This is a genomic window from Enterococcus phoeniculicola ATCC BAA-412, from assembly GCF_000407505.1.
GTDB classification, from domain to species: Bacteria; Bacillota; Bacilli; order Lactobacillales; family Enterococcaceae; genus Enterococcus_K; species Enterococcus_K phoeniculicola.
Genome location: NZ_ASWE01000003.1, coordinates 549,892 through 567,915 on the forward strand (window position 1 = coordinate 549,892; position 18,024 = coordinate 567,915).

Here is an 18,024-nt window from a genome sequence, read left to right on the forward strand (position 1 = left end):
CAGTGAGGTGAGATTGGTTTGGATGAAAATCAAGAATTAGAGGAACAATTTGCTTTTTTACTCAAAGATTTGCAAGAAAATAATATCCAGGAATTTCGGGAGAGATTTTTGGAGATGCACATCTACGAGCAGGGGCAGTTCTATCAATCTCTAACCGATGAAGAACGTCTAGTTGTTTATACCTATCTTTCGCCCAAAGAATTGGCGGATATGTTTGACGTCATTGAAGAAGATAATGAAAATATGAAGGATTATCTTGCAGAGATGCGACCAAGCTATGCTGCGGAAATGCTTTCGGAGATGTATACCGATAACGCAGTGGATTTATTAAATACACTAGATAAGAAACAGATTGCAAAATATCTTAGCTTGATGGATGCTGAGGATGCAAGTGAAATCAAAGACCTGCTTCACTATGAAGATGATACAGCAGGGTCCATCATGACAACAGAATACGTCTCAATTGTAGCGAATCAAACGGTACGATCAGCAATGTATGTGTTAAAACATGAAGCAGATGTAGCAGAAACAATTTACTACATTTATGTCGTCAATCAAGAAAACCAGCTCTTAGGCGTTATTTCATTACGTGATTTGATTGTTAATGAGGATGATACCATGATTTCTGATTTGATGAGTGAACGGGTAATCTCTGTTCACGTAGGTGACGACCAAGAAGATGTTGCGCAAACATTTCGTGACTATGATTTCCTAGCATTACCAGTTACAGATTATGATGATCATTTGTTGGGTATTGTGACAGTTGATGATATTATCGATGTTATTGATGACGAGGCGGCAAGTGACTACTCAGGGTTAGCAGGGGTAAATATCGAAGAAGTCAGCGAAAATCCGTTAAAAGCTGCTTCTAGACGGTTGCCATGGCTGATTACGCTATTATTTTTAGGGATGTCTACAGCTACTCTTATCAGTCACTATGAGTCGTTGGTGAGTGAGGCGAGCATTCTTGCAGTCTTTATCTCACTTATTACAGGAACTGCAGGAAACGCGGGTACACAGTCTCTAGCAGTTGCTGTCCGCAGGCTAGCTCTAGCGGATGAAAAAGATAATAATTTTGCACGTCTTATATTCAGTGAGGTGCTTACAGGTCTGGTCACAGGACTTGTAACAGGAATCACTATTTTTATTATTGTTGGTTTCTGGCAGGGAAACTTTATTTTAGGGTTTGTGATTGGGATGGCGATGCTTTGTGCGATTACAGTTGCAAATTTAGCGGGGAGCTTGATTCCTATGTTAATGGATAAGCTCGGATTTGATCCTGCTGTTGCCAGTGGTCCGTTTATCACCACATTAAGTGATTTGACAAGTGTACTGATTTATTTTAGTATTGCCAGCATGTTTATGAGTTACTTTTTAGCCTAAAGTTAAAAAAGGTCCTTTCCAACTAAGTATAGATTGCTTGGTTGAAAAGGACTCTTTTTTTGTGAATGAAATTAATTTTCAGCTAATTCAACAATCTTTGTTCCGTGGACTTCTTGAACGCCCAGTGCAGAGAGCACCTTCTCTGCATTTTTATAACTAATACCTGCTCCAGGGAGAATGATTAGACGATTATCAGCGTGGGCGATTAATGCACGCAAGTGATCGAAATTCTCTTCAATAGGTGTTCCTGCAGGTCCTCCGTGAGTCAAGATGCGATGCACACCATGTTCGGCTAACCAATCGATTGCCTCAAATTGACGAGCTTTGGGAATTTCATCAAAAGCCATATGAAAAGTAATTTGCAGACCTTCTGCATGTTCGATTAATAACTCTAACGCTTCTTCGTCTAACCAGCTGCTTGGAGTCAAACAGCCGATAACGACTCCATCAGTACCTAATTTTTTTGCTTCAATTAAATCTGTATGCATGATTTTTAATTCTATATCATTAAAAATAAAATCGCCGCCTCTTGGACGAATCATAGTCATAACTGGCACGTGTTTTTCACCAGCATAACTTAACACTTCTTCAATCACTCCTGTGCTAGGCGTTGTGCCACCGACGGCAAGATTGTCGCACAATTCAATTCGTCCAGCCCCTTTAGCAATTGCTTCTTGAATATGTGTAAAGTTTTCAGCACAAAATTCTTTAATCATTTCTTTTCCTCCTTCTAAGCATCTTCCATCGCATTGTATCATATTTTTTTTCATTGCTAAAGGAGAATAAGAAAGGTAAGATTATCAATGAAAGGGGACGAATATATGCTAAAAAAAATTGATCAGGGAGCATTGTTTCTTAAAGAAAATGCCTCCGTTTTTCGTTGTCCTACGTGTCATGGCACTATGAAGGAAGAGAATCATACTTTTTTTTGTCCGTCAGGTCATCGTTTTGACTTATCAAAGAAAGGGACACTTTATTTTTTAAATCATCAAATTCAAACAGAATATACAACAGATATGTTTGCCCCTAGAAGGCGAATGATTGAAGCTGGCATGTATAATCCTGTGATGGATGAGCTTGCTAATATGATAGATTTTCCAGAGTTTATCTTGGATGTTGGTTGTGGGGAAGGCAGTTTTCTTAACCAGTTAAATGAACGAAAATCTCTTGAAAAAATGATTGGATTTGATATTTCAAAGGAAGGTGTATATCTGGCAACTCAACAGCCATTACCTGCATTTTGGTGCGTAGCAGACTTGACCAATCTTCCTTTTTCAGATAATTGTATTCCAACGATTTTAAATATCTTTTCTCCCTCCCATTACAAGGAGTTTCAACGAGTATTAACAAATAACGGTCAGCTATTAAAAGTAGTTCCTCAATCAGGCTACCTGACAGAGCTGCGTCAAGCCTTTTATCCAAACGAAATCGAAAAACAAAGCTATTCTAATGAAGCAGTCGTGAAAAAATTTGAAACAGAGATGCACCTCGTAGAACGTAAACGAATAACATATACATTTGATATTCCAAAAGAAAATCAACTTGATTTGCTGGAGATGTCTCCGTTAGAATGGGGCGTGACAGAAGCAGTTAAGCAAGGATTGAGAGAGAATCCGTTAGAAAAAATTACAGTTGATATAGAAATATTAAAAGGTTCTCATAGTAATCGTTTTCATTAAGTTTTATTTAAGATTGAGGTTGTCAAAGTAACATTTTGATGATATAGTATCAACAAGTTGTTTTTTCATTGGTTTTTATCAGGTTCCTGTTCTGATAAAAGTTAGTGAGAAGAGCTTCACTAACGTAACGACTCGCAGTGATGACACCGAGGCGGTACGTTTTTTTTATGCAAAAAAATAGGAAATCTGGACATATCACTTTAATTTATGCTCCGGATTCTTTACACTTGAATAAATGCAAGGAATAGAAGAAACTTACCATCTTCTTCACATGAAACATGCTGAATTGCAGAACACAGCTCCTTAAGCAACCAGCTATTTCTGAAGTTAGAGACTTCTATCCTACCTCAAAAAAAGGAGAAATCAGTCGTATGACCAATCATATCGTTTTGTTTGAACCACAAATTCCAGCGAATACAGGAAATATTGCACGAACATGTGCTGCAACGAATTCACCGCTCCATTTAATTGAACCTTTAGGGTTTTCAACAGATGACAAACATTTAAAGCGTGCAGGCCTGGATTATTGGCATGACGTAAACATTACCTATCACAAAGACTTAGAGGCTTTTTTACAATTTTTAGGAGATAATAAACTCCATCTAATTACCAAGTTTGCAAATCAAGTATACAGTGAAGAGACATTTAAGGATAATGAAGAGCATTACTTTATGTTTGGAAAAGAAACAACGGGTCTTCCAGAAGCCTTCATGAGAGAAAATGAAGAAAAATGTTTGCGTATTCCGATGAATGATGAGCATGTTCGTTCTTTAAACTTATCTAATACAGTAGCACTAGTTGTCTATGAGGCACTCAGACAGCAAGCGTTTCCTAATTTAGAGCTGCAGCATCATTATAGCCACGATAAATTAGATTAAATTCGGATTTTTTCATTAGGTATCAGTGGTTTATGATAGAATAGAACAGATAGCTAGGCTAGAAAATTAATCTGATAACTATTCAGTGATTATAGGCCAGCATTAACGTTAATCGTCAGAGAGTCAGCAGCCCTTTTAATAAAGAGAACAGGTGCTGCTTCGAATCATCTAGTTAGAATGAAATCTAAAAGAATCTGGCAATCATGCGTTGTTTAGATTCATAGAAGGTAGAAGAGGTCGGGAAAGAAGTGTCCAGCTTATTTTCGAAGCCTTCAACTCAAGCATGTTCCATGCGTAGAAGATGATGAGAGCGAAACGAAGTGGAGACCTTAAACTCAAGCATGTTCCATGCGTAGAAGTTGTTGAGAGCGAAACGAAGTGGAGACCTTCAACTCAAGCATGTTCCATGCGTAGAAGATGATGAGAGCGAAACGAAGTGGAGACCTTCAACTCAAGCATGTTTCATGCGTAGAAGATGATGAGAGCGAAACGAAGTGGAGACCTTCAACTCAAGCATGTTTCATGCGTAGAAGTTGTTGAGAGCGAAACGAAGTGGAGACCTTCAACTCAAGCATGTTTCATGCGTAGAAGATGATGAGAGCGAAACGAAGTGGAGACCTTCAACTCAAGCATGTTTCATGCGTAGAAGTTGTTGAGAGCGAAACGAAGTGGAGACCTTCAACTCAAGCATGTTCCATGCGTAGAAGTTGTTGAGAGCGAAACGAAGTGGAGACCTTCAACTCAAGCATGTTCCATGCGTAGAAGATGATGAGAGCGAAACGAAGTGGAGACCTTCAACTCAAGCATGTTTCATGCGTAGAAGATGATGAGAGCGAAACGAAGTGGAGACCTTCAACTCAAGCATGTTTCATGCGTAGAAGTTGTTGAGAGCGAAACGAAGTGGAGACCTTCAACTCAAGCATGTTTCATGCGTAGAAGTTGTTGAGAGCGAAACGAAGTGGAGATGAGTTGCTTCTATTTCCAACCTTTATTAAGATTTTACAAAGGTGTGGAATAACTTAATTAGTTATGTCCCACCCCCATCCTCTTAGCATCTTAATAAACACTTCTATCCCAACTTCAAACCAACGCTTTTTTATTGATTGATTTAAGGAGTTTATGGAATGAAATTATATTTTACAAGACATGGGAAAACTCAGTGGAATAAAGAGAAACGATTTCAGGGAATGGGAGGAGACTCTCCGTTACTTTCTGAAAGTTATGAAGAAATCAAAGCATTGGGCGTTTACCTAAAGGATGTTCCTTTTGAAAAAATTTATTCAAGTACATCAAAACGAGCAAGAGATACTGCCAAAGGGATACTTTCTGAGTTGCGCTATCCTGTTGAAATCATTTATACAGATGACTTGCGAGAGCTGGGTCTAGGCTCTTTAGAGGGGCAAAAAATTGAAAAAATCAAAAAAATGCATGGGGAAAACTTACACAATCTTCGTCATCATTTAGAAAAATATGATCCGACGCCTTTTGGTGCAGAGCCAATTATGACTGCTATCGAACGAATTGAAACGGTTGTTTCTACTGCAGTTTCTGAGGCTTCAAAAGGGCCATTGCTATTTGTGGGACATGGAGCAGCACTAACAGCATCAATTCAACACATGGTTGGAGAACCGCTAGAAAATTTACGTAAGGCTGGCGGATTATTAAATAGTAGTTTGACTATTGTGGAAACAACTAATCCTTCTGATGAGTTTCCTTATCAAATGGAGCTTTGGAATGATGTTCATTTTTTAGAGAAGCATCAAAAGTAACAAATTTTTATAAAAGGGGGCGAGAACATGCAAAACCAAGCGCTTGATGCAAATTATGTCGTTGGAAATGTAGCAGCAATTTTCTTTCAAAATCCCAGTAATTTTTATAAAGTTTTACTAATTCGGGTAACTGATACGAATACAGACTATAAGGAGAAAGAACTAGTAGTCACTGGAAGCTTTGGCGAAATTCAAGAAGAAGAAAGCTACCGTTTTTATGGAGAATTTGTAGATCATCCGCGCTATGGCCGTCAATTGCAGGTAGATCGCTATCAACAAGAACGCCCCACATCAGCAAATGGGCTTGTTCAGTATCTGTCCAGTGACAAGTTTCCTGGTATTGGGAAAAAAACTGCAGAAAAAATTGTTGAAATTCTTGGAGAAAATGCGATTGAACGGATTATTGAAGAACCAGATGTTCTAAAGCAGCTTCCCGCATTAAATGAAAAGAAGCGTCACATCATCGTTGAAACTATTCGCTTAAATCATGGAATGGATCAAGTGATTGTTGGATTGAGTCAGTATGGCTTCGGAAGCCAGCTTTCTTTTGCCATCTATCAAGCTTATCAAAACGAGGCGTTAGATATTATTCATGAAAATCCTTATCAGCTAGTTGAGGACATTGAAGGGGTAGGTTTTAAACGAGCAGATAATCTTGCCGAGCAGTTAGGAATTGGTGCACAATCTCCTAAGAGAATTCGTGCGGCCATCGTACATCAGATATTTCAACAATCTGTTCAAACTGGAAATACGTATATTGAAGCTAAGCAATTACTGGAGCAGACGATACGCTTGCTTGAAACAAGCCGACCAGTAGAAATTGTGCCAGATGAGGTAGCAAATGTCATTTTACAACTTGTTGAAGAAGGCAAAATTCAACAGGAAGAAACGAAGCTTTATGAAAATAGTTTATATTTTTCTGAGTGGGGAATCGGGAGCTCCATTCATCGATTATTGGCGAGAAAAAAAGAAATCACTTATGATAAAAAAGAAGTGAAAAAGACGATTCGCATGATTGAAAAGCAATTAAATATACAATATGGCGAGTCTCAACAAAAAGCAATTGAAGAAGCGATTCGTTCGCCATTGTTTATTTTAACCGGAGGACCAGGTACTGGAAAAACTACGGTTATCAACGGAATTGTTAATTTATTTGCTGAGCTAAATGGTCTTGATTTGGATCCAACGAAATACAGTCAGGAAGTGTTTCCAATTTTACTGGCTGCACCAACAGGTCGTGCTGCTAAACGAATGAATGAAACTACTGGATTACCTTCTGGGACGATTCATCGCCTTTTAGGTTTAAATGGACGGGAAAAAAGTCCTACAGTCAGTACAAAAGAGCTTGAAGGTGGACTGTTAATTGTTGATGAAATGTCAATGGTGGATACCTGGCTTGCGAACACATTGTTTAAAGCAATCCCAACTAACATGCAGGTCATCTTCGTTGGGGATAAAGACCAGCTGCCTTCTGTGGGACCTGGGCAGGTACTTCATGATCTTCTCCAAATTGAAGAAGTGCCTAAAATGGAGCTGACAGAGATTTATCGACAAGGGGATGGATCAAGTATTATCCCGCTAGCTCATGAGATAAAAGAGGGACATTTACCAAGTGATTTTACGAAAAATCAAAAAGATCGTTCTTTTTTCAGAAGTGATGCTTATCAAATTGAGCCTTTGATTTCTCAAATTGTTGAGAAGGCAAAGAAAAAAGGGTTTACCGCACAGGATATTCAGGTGCTTGCTCCAATGTATCGAGGACCTGCAGGAATTGACGCCTTAAATAAAATGATGCAGGAAATCTTTAATCCAAATACTGGAAAGAAAAAAGAAGTGACGTGGAATGAGACTGTTTATCGAATTGGTGATAAAGTCCTCCAACTAGTTAATTCTCCAGAATTGAATGTTTTTAACGGTGATATGGGACAAATTACAGGAATAATTTATGCAAAGGACTCAGAAGATAAAGTAGATGAACTGGTCATTCAGTTTGATGCCAATGAGGTCTCTTATAAACGGAATGAATGGAATAAGATTACACTTTCTTACTGCTGTTCTATCCATAAATCACAAGGAAGCGAGTTTAAGATGGTCATTTTACCAATGGTCCATCAATTTCAACGGATGCTTCAAAGAAATTTACTGTATACGGCGATTACAAGAAGTAAAGAAATTTTAATTTTGCTTGGAGAAGAACAAGCGTATCAAACTTGTGTTGCCCATGAATCAGCCAGTCGTTTAACCACGTTAAAAGAGCGTATTCTTTCTGCTGGAGAGATGACGTTCACGATAAAAAGTAAGTTAGAGGCTTTTGAGGACTCACTTGTTGGAGATAACCCGTTTTCTGATCAAACGGTGGAAAAAGTAAAAATTCTAAGTCCTGTATCTGAAAAGAGGGACATAAAGACGTCAGATACATCTGTGGCTTATGAATCAGATACCACCAATTTGGAAACGAATTTGCGAGTGGACGAAGAAGTAACATTATTTGACGAGATAGAAGAGACGAGCGGACCACGTGTATTAACACTCCAATTGATACAAAAACAAGAAATTTCGCCAATGATTGGTATGGATGGTATTACACCACAGCAATTCATGGAGGCTAACTAAAAAAATCCAGACTGACGAGAAGACTCGTCAGCTTGGATTTTTTTTATTGATTGAGTTAACACCAAATCCACTGTTTTTTAGTGGCAAAGTGAATATCAAATGAGCGAGCCCCCATCACTTCTCCATCCGCTTGTCCATACTCGGACATGGTGGAGACGATTCTAAGTTTGTTTCCTGTATAGTGATGGAAATTTTTTGAGTTCATCTGTTTTTTTCGTGTTAATAACAAAATTAACCAAAAAATTTTAAAAATATTAATTCGCTCCACCAGGACAAAATCTAGCTGATTTTTTTGAACGTCAGCAGTAGGTGCAATTGCAACGCCTCCACCAAAGTAAGGGTGATTGGTTGTTGTACATAAAAAAGCTTTGGAAAAATTCATTTGTTGTCCATTTATATCCACCATGATTGGAAATCCTTTTTGAGTAAACAACACCTTGATAATAGAAGCCATATAGGCTAACGAACCTAAATTATATTTATTTAGGCGTTTTTTTGTCGCAGAATCATTCGTTGCATGAACAATCGCCGCATCAAGACCGATCCCTACATTGTTTAGCACAAGTCCCTGTTCATCTTGGATTTTTTCATCATAGGTGATGACTGATATCTCGCGCGGAATGGGTGTCTTTACAATTTGCCAAAAGGCTTTTTCGGCTTCTCTAGGCAAGCCGATTCCTCGAGCAAAATCGTTTCCTGAGCCTGCGGGTATGTAGGCGACAGGGATTTCACACTGTAGGCTGTAAAAAGAATTTAGTACTTGATGCAGTGTTCCATCTCCACCAATGACTACCAACAATGGAAAAGCATCCTCTTCATTAAAATTAGTTAGAAATTCTGCTTTCCAAGGAATTAATGCCTGCTCAACTAATTGTTCTGCCAGCTGCTGTTCATGACCTGCATATTCTGTGAAATATTTAGTATAGAGAAACTCTCTTTTTGAGACGATATCGATAATCCGTTTTGCCACTTTCTCGGCACTACCGCTTCCGGCAGTCGGGTTAATTAAAAAGTGATAGTGGAATTTCATAAATTCCCTCCTAAAAATAAACATTTAAAGCAATCAAAGTTTCAAGTCTACATTATAACAGAGGATACGAAAGATAAACATTAAAAAATCCTAGCAATTCATAAATTATCCGTCACGTTGTTTTTATTTATGAGACAATATAGAAAAAGATTTCTTATTTATTAAAAAAAAGACTACTTAAATTAAGAATTATTGCTTAATGGAATAAGTAGAAATAAATGAGGAAGCAGAAATCTTTTGCATATAAGAGTTCTTGATGCTATATAGCAATTTTCACTTATTTGAGATACACTGGTAGTTGTATCTATGTCTCCGTGTGAAGGAGTTACAAACTTATTTTTTTGAAACTTAAATAGAAGAATGAGTAATTACTGAAATAATTGGGTAAAAGGAGCAGTTTATGATTAAAATTACGATGTTTTCATCAGCAGATAAGGTAAAAGGTCAAGGAGTGGGAAGTGCCTATCTCGAGCTGTTGGCGATGTTAAAAAAATATTTTTCAAAAGAATTCTCAATTAAAATTAACAACTATAAAGCAGCCGATATTTCTCATTATCATACGGTGGATCCGATGTTTTATTTGTCTACCTTTTTTTGGAATCGCGGCGTGAAATTAGGCTATGTTCACTTTCTGCCAGAAACGTTAGAGGGAAGTGTGAAGCTTGTTCCATTTATTCAACGAATATTTAACTGGTATGTGATGTCATTTTATAAGCGGATGGATCATCTGGTCGTAGTGAATCCTAGCTTCATAGAAAAGCTAGTAGCGCTTGGTGTCAGTGAGGAGAAGGTCACTTATATTCCAAATTTTGTCTCTCCTAAAGTTTTTTATGAAGCAACCGCAGAAGAAAAGCAAAACTGGAGAAAAGAAGCAAGCCTATCGGAAAAAGACTTTGTTGTACTAGGGGTGGGACAAATTCAGCAACGAAAAGGAATTGATGATTTTGTTCAATTGGCGATTCAAAATCCTGCCATTCAATTTATTTGGGCAGGTGGGTTTTCTTTTGGAAAAATCACAGATGGTTATGAAAAATACCAAAAAATTTATGAGAATCCACCAGCAAATTTACATTTTACAGGAATTGTGGATCGAGACGAGATTGTAAAATACTATAATATGGCAGATTTATTCTTGCTACCTTCATACAATGAGTTATTTCCAATGTCTATTTTGGAGGCCTTTAATTGCGGTACACCTGTCATGTTGAGAAATTTAGAGCTGTATGATTCTATCTTAAAAGAAACATTTATTACAGCAGATGACATAGATGAGATGCAACAAAAATTAGATGAACTGGTGGAGCAGCCAGAGAAACTGCATGCTTTCCAGGAAAAATCACGGCAAGCAGCTGAAAAGTATTCAGAGAAAAATTGTGCAGCACAATGGCTTGAATTTTATACGGAGCTTGCAAGTAAGAACAAATAAAAAATGGCGGATTTAGTTGAAGGCTAAATCCGCCATTTTCTTTATTTTTCTACTGCCTGACTCACACTTTGAGCCACGACTTTAGCTACCCCTTCTTGAAAGGCATCTGGGATAATATTTGTAGTTGTTAACTCATCTTCAGAAATCAAGCTGGCAATCCCTTTTGCTGCTGCAATTTGCATATCTACCGTAATCTTTTTCGCACGTGCATCTAGTGCTCCTCGGAAAATTCCCGGAAAGGCAAGAACGTTATTGATTTGATTTGGAAAGTCGCTTCGTCCAGTCCCCACAATGTAAGCACCTGCTTTTAGCGCTTCGTCTGGGAAGATTTCAGGTGTTGGATTCGCCATAGCAAAGATAACAGGTTTATCATTCATCTCTGTAATCCATTCTGCTTTTAAAGCACCAGGAGCTGAAACCCCCACAAAGACATCCGTTCCTTTTAGTGCATCAGAAAGTGTTCCTGTCCGATGTTCACGGTTGGTAATTTTTGCAATTTCTGCGTGATGAGGAGCTAATGAAGCATCACCTTCGCAAATAATTCCAGCGCGGTCAACAACCGTTACATGTTTGATTCCTGCAGCGAGAAATTTTCGAGTAATGGAAAGTCCTGCAGATCCACCTCCATTGACCACGACTTTGACTTCATCCAATGATTTATTGATTAATTTTAAACTATTAAATAAAGCAGCTAAAACAACAATAGCAGTGCCGTGCTGATCGTCATGAAAGACAGGAATATCAAGCTCTTCAATCAAGCGTTGTTCAATTTCAAAACAACGAGGAGCACTGATGTCCTCAAGATTAATTCCGCCAAATGTTGGGGCAATTGCTTTGACTGTTTGGATAATTTCTTCTGTATCCTGCGTGTCTAAGACAATTGGAATGGAATCAACATTTGCAAATCGTTTGAATAAGGCAGCTTTTCCTTCCATTACAGGCATGGCAGCTTCTGGACCGATGTTTCCTAATCCGAGAACGGCAGAACCATCACTGACAACAGCTACGGTATTTTTTTTAGTTGTTAACTCATATGCCAGCTCTTTATTTTCATGAATTGCCGAAGAAACAGCAGCAACTCCTGGTGTGTAGGCAATACTTAAATCTTCGCGACTTTCAATCGTTACTTTTGAAACGACTTCTAATTTTCCGCCAAAAGTCTTGGCTTGTTCAATCGCTAATTCTTTTACGTCTTTGTTTGACATGATAATCTTCCTTTCGAACTCTTTTATTTAGTATACCTTAAAATAGCATTCTGAAAATAGCAGTCATAGAAATTACAGTAATTGCTCCACCAAGTCGTGTGGCAACCTGTGCAAACGGCATTAAGTTCATTCGATTTGCAGTACTTAAAATAGCTACATCACCTGTTCCGCCCATACCACTTTGACAAGCAGAAACGATGGCAGCTTCTACTGGATTCATGTTCATAAAGCGTGAGACAAAAAATCCTGTAGCAATAACTGTAAAGACAACGCTAATGACAACGATGAAATACTGCCAGCTTAACATACCTACAACATCTTTTAATGGAATATATAACATACCTAAGCCTACCATAAGTGGGAAGGTAAAGTTTCCAGAAATAAATTTATAGAGCTGTTTTGACCCACGTTGCGTATCTTTTGGAACGACATTCAAATATTTTAGGAAAGCAGCAGCGACAATCATTAAAACAGGGCCGGGAAAGCCAGTTAAATGCTGTAACAGTCCACCTGTAATAAATAGCGTACATGCAATTAAAACACCAGAGCCCATAAGCTTTAAATCGATGGGTGCTTTATCTTCTTCTAAAGCATCACTTAAATCATCTGTTCCACTAATTTTGATTAACTCACCTTGACCGGATAACTCTGGACGTTTTTCACCAAGTCGACTCAATAAGCCTGAACACATAATAGCAAAAAAGTTTCCAATAATTGTTGCAGGAATCAACTGACCCACTAACTGTTCACTAGGTAGTCCTGTAATGGCACTGTACCCCAAGGATAATGGAAGGATTCCTTCACCAATTCCTCCTGCTAAAACAGGTGTTACGATATAAAATAAAGTATGCTTCCAGCCAAGCCCAAGAAGTGTTCCTACCAAAGTTCCAACACCCATTGCAAAAATCATGCCTAATGCCATTGGAACGATCATTCGCATTAATCCTTGAACTAAAATTTTACGATTCATTCCTAAAATACTACCACATACCAGACACGCAATATAGAAGTACAAGAAATTTGCCTGCTTCATGAGAATATCGGTTGTTGCTAAGACATTTTGATTTAACAGATTGAAAAAGACCATGATGGATGGAACAAGTAAAGATAAGATAGCAGGTCCGCCAAAGTTTTTTAATATAGGAATATTTCCACCGATAGTTCCTAATAACCAGCCCATTGTTAAAATAATTGCAAAACCACCTAACATATTTACAGGAAGCTGTTCCAGTAGTGCCGTCACTAAGATGATGGCCGAAGTAACGATGTATACAGGCAATGATACTGAGCCGATACGAATGTTTGCTAATTTTTGCATCCAACCTGTTTGTCTAGGTGTGTCAGCAGTTATCTTTTTTTCCATGTTAATTCCTCCTCGTTGTTTGTTACATACTCATCTTATTGAAATCGTTTTCTATTTGATAGGTTATTTAATTAATTTAACTAAACATAAGTTTTTTAAGTAAGCGCACTATTTCTCATATGCTATACTTTACTTAGAAAAATAAAGGAGTTTACTATGAAAAAAGGGGCAAAACTATGGCGGTTACTTTCCGTGATTTTTATCACAACTCTAATTGTGATGATTACTTTTTTTTATGGCGTGATGACCAAGCAGACGATTAAAGAGGTACGAAAAAATCAAGAGGAGTCACTTCTTGCATTAGGAAAACAATTATCCATAGAAGACCAAGTAATCCATGCATTAAGAAATGGTCAGACAACAGAGGCGCTGGAACGGTACACTGTTCAGGTTGGTGAAATTCATCAGTTAGATTTTGTAGTGATTATGGATATGGAAGGAATTCGGCTAACACATCCAGATCTCAAGAAAATAGGAAAACATTTTGAAGGTGGCGATGAGCTGCTGGCTTTAAAAGGAAATGAACATATTTCAGTAAGTAAAGGAAGTTTAGGCGAATCGCTAAGAGGCTTTGTTCCAGTTTTCGACCATGGGGAACAAATAGGTGTAGTTGCTATGGGAATTAAGCTTACGTCTTTATCCAGCTTGGTTAATCGAACGAAAAAAGACTATACGATGAGTGTGGTACTGAGTGTGGGATTTGGTTTGATTCTTGCTGTAGGAGTAGCTTATTATTTAAAAAAGCAGCTTCATGATTTAGAACCACGTGAGATTGCACAATTATTAGAAGAACGAAATGCGATGTTAGAGGAAACAAAGGATGCAATTGTTGTGATTGATAAAGAACAGACTATTTTGTTGGCGAATATTGAAGCGACTTTGATGTATGAAAAGATGCTTAATAAAAAAGCAGAGCTGGTTGGAAGAAAATTAAGTGAGTTACTGATTTTTCAAGAGAGGCTAACGATTGAATCGAAAACAGAGCAGTTCTATCAACAAAATGGACAGGACTATTTTGTTTCCATTGCTCCTATAAAAGTAAGAAAAAAAGATATTGGTCATGTGGTTTTCTTAAAGAACGCAACCGAGACATTTATTATTGCTGAACAGCTTGTTAGCACAACTACCTACGCATCGGCTTTGCAGAGTCAATCCCATGAATTTATGAATAAAATGCATGTTATTTATGGGTTAGTTGATTTAGAAGACTATGCTTCGCTGCAGCAGTATCTGGCAGATATTTTAAAACCGGAAAAAGAGTTTGCCCATCGATTGGCGATACTTGTAAGAAATCCGGTATTAGCTGGATTTTTAAGTGGAGAGAGAATGAAATTTAGTGAGATAAAAACACAACTGATAGTCGAAATCTATCCAGAGATTCCACCCAATCAACGAGATGAGGATACACAAAATCTTTTGGCAATCTATCGCTACATCCATCGATTCTTTCTTGAGCAGCCACTTCCAGAAGAAATGGTTCAAAGGATTGAATATAAAGAGGATACGTTAACCACTACCTATTCATTTGCTTATTCAAAAGAACAGCTTACACGATTTGAGCTAGAATTTTATACCTCGTATTTAATGACACTATTAAACAATGCGCAAGCGACTATTCATTGGGAGAACCAGCAAGATAACTGGCTGCTATTAATAGTCACTGTTCATTATGAAGGAGTAAAAGATGACAAGCGTACTAATCATTGAAGATGATCCAATGGTTTCATTTATTCATCAAAAGTATTTGGAAAAAATCACTGGCTTTCAACCTATTTATTTAGCAGAAACAATAGAAATGGGACTTGAACAGACAAGAAAGAACCAGCCAAAGCTTGTTTTATTGGATCTACATTTAAAAGATGGAAATGGACTGAGCTATCTTACAAGTATCAGAAAAGAAAGAATAGATGTAGAAGTGATTTTGATTACTGCAGCCAATGAGCTGGATAGTGTAAAACAAAGCATGCATTTAGGTGTGCTGGATTATTTAATCAAACCATTTTCTTTTGAGCGATTTGCCAAAAGTATTCAGCTCTATCAAGAAAAACAGGCTCAACTAAGTAAGACTGTCAGCGACCTTTCTCAAGAAACGATTGATTCATTATTTAAGCAGCCTAGGATTCAAGAACCGGTAAAATTAGAAGAATTACCATTAGAAAAAGGACTGACTCAATCAACGTTACATTTACTAATGGAAAAAATCAAACAGTTGCCTCCACAGTTTACAGTTCAAGAGCTGTCAGAGATAAGTCAACTCTCCCATGTCTCTGTTCGTAAGTATTTACTGTTTTTAGAAAACGCCGATATTTTAACGAGTGAGAGTGTCTATCTGAAAGTAGGAAGACCCTATCAATTGTATCGAATGAAATAGATGAACAAAAATTGACATTTAAGCGGCTAGCTCCGAGAACTTCTATCTGACCTCCTATCCTAATTTTAAAGAGAGGGAGGTAAATTTAAATAAAAAAATATTCCATATAAAACTTTCTTCTTTTCAATTATTAATAAAAAGAAGAAAGTTTTTTTCGTTAGAATAAAATGAGCGAATGACAGTTATAAAAATACGGAATTTTATTTAAAAACTCCTGTTTTAAAGTTTATTTCGTTTTAAAAATAACGAATGTTTATAGGTTCTGTCTTTAATAATGTTAAATTAATAATAGATGTTTGAATAAAAAAATAAAATTTTTTTGATTTTTAGTATGTTTCATTTGTGTTTTTGGTAAATATTTGCAACAATGTATGCAGATACAAATTCTCCTATTTTGGTAAGTTGGTTTCCAAAATAGTTTTGAAAGAGAGGGCTGTAAAATTATCTAAATGTTTTTATTGAGGAAGCTTTCAATCAGTATTGGAATTTTAAGAATCAAATCGTCAGAATCAACAAACGAGAAGCTTTTGTTCGCTGGAGAAAGCTTAGATTTCTCGGAATTGTCATTTTTTGTTATTCTTTAAAATAACGGGAAGAATAATAGGTATAGACAATTAAGTATATTTATACTGAATTTCATCATATGTAAAATAACTAAACAGGAAGAAGGAACAACCTATGCATTTATTATGGACACTAATTGTAGGAGCTGTTATCGGGATGATTGCAGGAGCGATTACCAATAAAGGAAACTCTATGGGATGGATTGCAAATATTGCTGCGGGTCTGGTAGGATCATACATTGGAGAAAAGCTATTAGGAGATTGGGGGCTTCATGTCGCAGGTATGGCAGTATTCCCATCAATTATTGGCGCGGTCATATTAGTTGCTATTGTTTCATTTTTCTTTGGACGAGGAAGAGACTAGTGAATAAAGACATTTAGATCGAACGATGACCCTTATGGATTTTAAACAAAAAAACCGAATAGATAACAAACATTTAAACCAACAAGAATAAAATGGATGTTCATCTGATCATTTGGTTACTGATAAAAAACAAAGAGATGAAAAACAGGAACATCTCTAGACGTAAAAAGGACAGAAGAAACTATTTAAAGGAGTGAAAAAATTTATGATATCTTTATATACAACACCTAGTTGCACATCATGTAGAAAAGCAAAAGCTTGGTTAATCCAGCAAGGACTTCCGTTTACCGAAAGAAATGTGTTTTCGCAACCGTTACGAAGAGAGGAACTAAAACGAATCTTGGCGTTATCTGAAAATGGAACAGAAGATATTATTTCAAAACGTTCAAAAGTCTATGAAAAATTAACTGTGGATATTAATGACATGCCTTTAGGCGATTTATTGACATTAATTGAAAAAAATCCTGGCTTATTAAGACGCCCAATTATCATTGATGAAAAAAGACTACAGATTGGTTATAATGAAGATGATATACATTGCTTCATTCCAAGAGAGGTTCGAAATGTTATTTTTAAAGAGCGTCAGAAGTATTTTGCTTATGAATAAAAGATAATTTTAAAGGAGCTAGACAACAGTCGATGCTCTTTTTTTGACTCTTTTCATTTATTTATTTTTGGTTCACACACTTTTTTTTAAGAATTGTTTTGCTGAGTGAAGCTAGAAAAAAACTTCACTAGTATAAATGGTCAGAATTTGCTACAATATGGAAGTATGAGTTTATAGACAAAGGAGAAATTAAAATGATTGCAGTAAGTGATTTAAGAGCTGGAATGACATTCGAATTAGATGGCAAGTTAATTAAAGTATTAGATGCTAGTCACCATAAACCAGGTAAAGGAAATACGGTTATGCGTATGAAATTACGTGATGTGCGTTCAGGAGCAACTTATGATACAACCATGCGTCCAGATGAAAAAGTAAAAAAAGCGCATATTGATACAAAACCGGTACAGTTTTTATATGTACAAGATGATATTGCAAACTTCATGGACTTAGAAACGTATGAACAATATGAAGTACCAACTGAGTTAATTGAAGATGAATTAAAATTCATGTTGGAAAATATGGAAGTAAAAATCCAATTCTTTGGTACTGAAGTTATCGGTTTAGCTGTTCCTACAAGCGTTGTGTTAAAAGTCGTTGAAACACAGCCTTCAATTAAAGGTGCAACAGTAACAGGCTCTGGTAAACCAGCTACAATGGAAACAGGACTGGTAGTAAACGTACCTGATTTCGTTGAAGAAGGCGAATTACTGGAAATCAATACACAAGAAGGTACGTATTTAAAACGTGCATCAAAATAAGAAACACTCGAAACC

Annotated in this window: 15 protein-coding genes; 11 read left to right on the forward strand and 4 right to left on the reverse strand. The window is 37.0% G+C overall.

What is annotated here, in order from left to right; genetic code table 11:
• The first annotated feature begins 18 nt into the window (after positions 1-18).
• Positions 19-1,383, forward strand: coding sequence for a magnesium transporter (gene mgtE / locus I589_RS13135; RefSeq protein WP_010768257.1), 1,365 nt, complete (start codon positions 19-21; stop codon positions 1,381-1,383).
• Positions 1,384-1,454: 71 nt separating this feature from the next.
• On the opposite strand, the gene I589_RS13140 is transcribed toward mgtE, so the two are convergent.
• Positions 1,455-2,099, reverse strand: coding sequence for a copper homeostasis protein CutC (locus I589_RS13140; protein WP_010768258.1), 645 nt, complete (start codon positions 2,097-2,099; stop codon positions 1,455-1,457).
• Positions 2,100-2,204: 105 nt separating this feature from the next.
• Here I589_RS13140 and I589_RS13145 point away from each other — a divergent pair, with 105 nt between their 5' ends.
• From I589_RS13145 to recD2, 4 genes are all read left to right on the forward strand, one after another.
• On the forward strand, positions 2,205-3,062 hold the full coding sequence (locus tag I589_RS13145) for a methyltransferase domain-containing protein (RefSeq protein ID WP_034685238.1): 858 nt from the start codon (positions 2,205-2,207) through the stop codon (positions 3,060-3,062).
• Between the two features lie 371 nt (positions 3,063-3,433).
• Positions 3,434-3,940 (forward strand): tRNA (uridine(34)/cytosine(34)/5-carboxymethylaminomethyluridine(34)-2'-O)-methyltransferase TrmL, encoded by a 507-nt coding sequence (trmL, locus tag I589_RS13150; RefSeq protein ID WP_010768260.1) that lies wholly within the window; start codon positions 3,434-3,436, stop codon positions 3,938-3,940.
• Between the two features lie 1,124 nt (positions 3,941-5,064).
• On the forward strand, positions 5,065-5,709 hold the full coding sequence (locus tag I589_RS13155) for a histidine phosphatase family protein (RefSeq protein ID WP_010768261.1): 645 nt from the start codon (positions 5,065-5,067) through the stop codon (positions 5,707-5,709).
• Positions 5,710-5,736: 27 nt separating this feature from the next.
• Positions 5,737-8,322 (forward strand): SF1B family DNA helicase RecD2, encoded by a 2,586-nt coding sequence (recD2, locus tag I589_RS13160; protein WP_010768262.1) that lies wholly within the window; start codon positions 5,737-5,739, stop codon positions 8,320-8,322.
• A gap of 55 nt (positions 8,323-8,377) precedes the next feature.
• On the opposite strand, the gene I589_RS13165 is transcribed toward recD2, so the two are convergent.
• Positions 8,378-9,352 carry a diacylglycerol/lipid kinase family protein gene (locus tag I589_RS13165; protein ID WP_010768263.1) on the reverse strand — a complete coding sequence of 325 codons (975 nt, stop codon included), beginning with the start codon at positions 9,350-9,352 and terminating at the stop codon, positions 8,378-8,380.
• A 400-nt stretch (positions 9,353-9,752) separates the two neighbouring features.
• Here I589_RS13165 and I589_RS13170 point away from each other — a divergent pair, with 400 nt between their 5' ends.
• Positions 9,753-10,778, forward strand: a complete 1,026-nt coding sequence (locus I589_RS13170) for a glycosyltransferase family 4 protein (RefSeq protein ID WP_010768264.1) — start codon at positions 9,753-9,755, stop codon at positions 10,776-10,778.
• Positions 10,779-10,819: 41 nt separating this feature from the next.
• Here the strand turns inward: I589_RS13170 and I589_RS13175 are convergent, their stop codons facing one another.
• Positions 10,820-11,983 carry an NAD(P)-dependent malic enzyme gene (locus tag I589_RS13175; RefSeq protein ID WP_010768265.1) on the reverse strand — a complete coding sequence of 388 codons (1,164 nt, stop codon included), beginning with the start codon at positions 11,981-11,983 and terminating at the stop codon, positions 10,820-10,822.
• Between the two features lie 37 nt (positions 11,984-12,020).
• Positions 12,021-13,301: a 2-hydroxycarboxylate transporter family protein gene (locus tag I589_RS13180; protein WP_342662924.1), complete on the reverse strand. Its 1,281-nt coding sequence runs from the start codon at positions 13,299-13,301 to the stop codon at positions 12,021-12,023.
• A gap of 201 nt (positions 13,302-13,502) precedes the next feature.
• Between I589_RS13180 and I589_RS13185 the strand changes: the two genes are divergently transcribed.
• The 5 genes from I589_RS13185 to efp all read left to right on the forward strand — a co-directional run bounded on the left by I589_RS13185 (position 13,503) and on the right by efp (position 18,009).
• Complete coding sequence (locus tag I589_RS13185; RefSeq protein ID WP_010768267.1) at positions 13,503-15,053, forward strand: Spo0B domain-containing protein; 1,551 nt, start codon at positions 13,503-13,505, stop codon at positions 15,051-15,053.
• On the forward strand, positions 15,031-15,717 hold the full coding sequence (locus tag I589_RS13190; RefSeq protein ID WP_010768268.1) for a response regulator: 687 nt from the start codon (positions 15,031-15,033) through the stop codon (positions 15,715-15,717). The genes I589_RS13185 and I589_RS13190 overlap by 23 nt, the downstream gene beginning before the upstream one ends.
• A gap of 678 nt (positions 15,718-16,395) precedes the next feature.
• A complete protein-coding gene (locus I589_RS13195; protein ID WP_010768269.1) occupies positions 16,396-16,644 on the forward strand; it encodes a GlsB/YeaQ/YmgE family stress response membrane protein in 249 nt (82 codons plus the stop codon).
• 205 nt (positions 16,645-16,849) lie between these two features.
• Entirely contained in the window at positions 16,850-17,251 is a 402-nt protein-coding gene (gene spx / locus I589_RS13200; protein WP_010768270.1) for a transcriptional regulator Spx, read from the forward strand.
• Between the two features lie 194 nt (positions 17,252-17,445).
• A complete protein-coding gene (gene efp, locus I589_RS13205) occupies positions 17,446-18,009 on the forward strand; it encodes an elongation factor P (RefSeq protein WP_010768271.1) in 564 nt (187 codons plus the stop codon).
• The last annotated feature ends 15 nt before the right edge of the window (positions 18,010-18,024 follow it).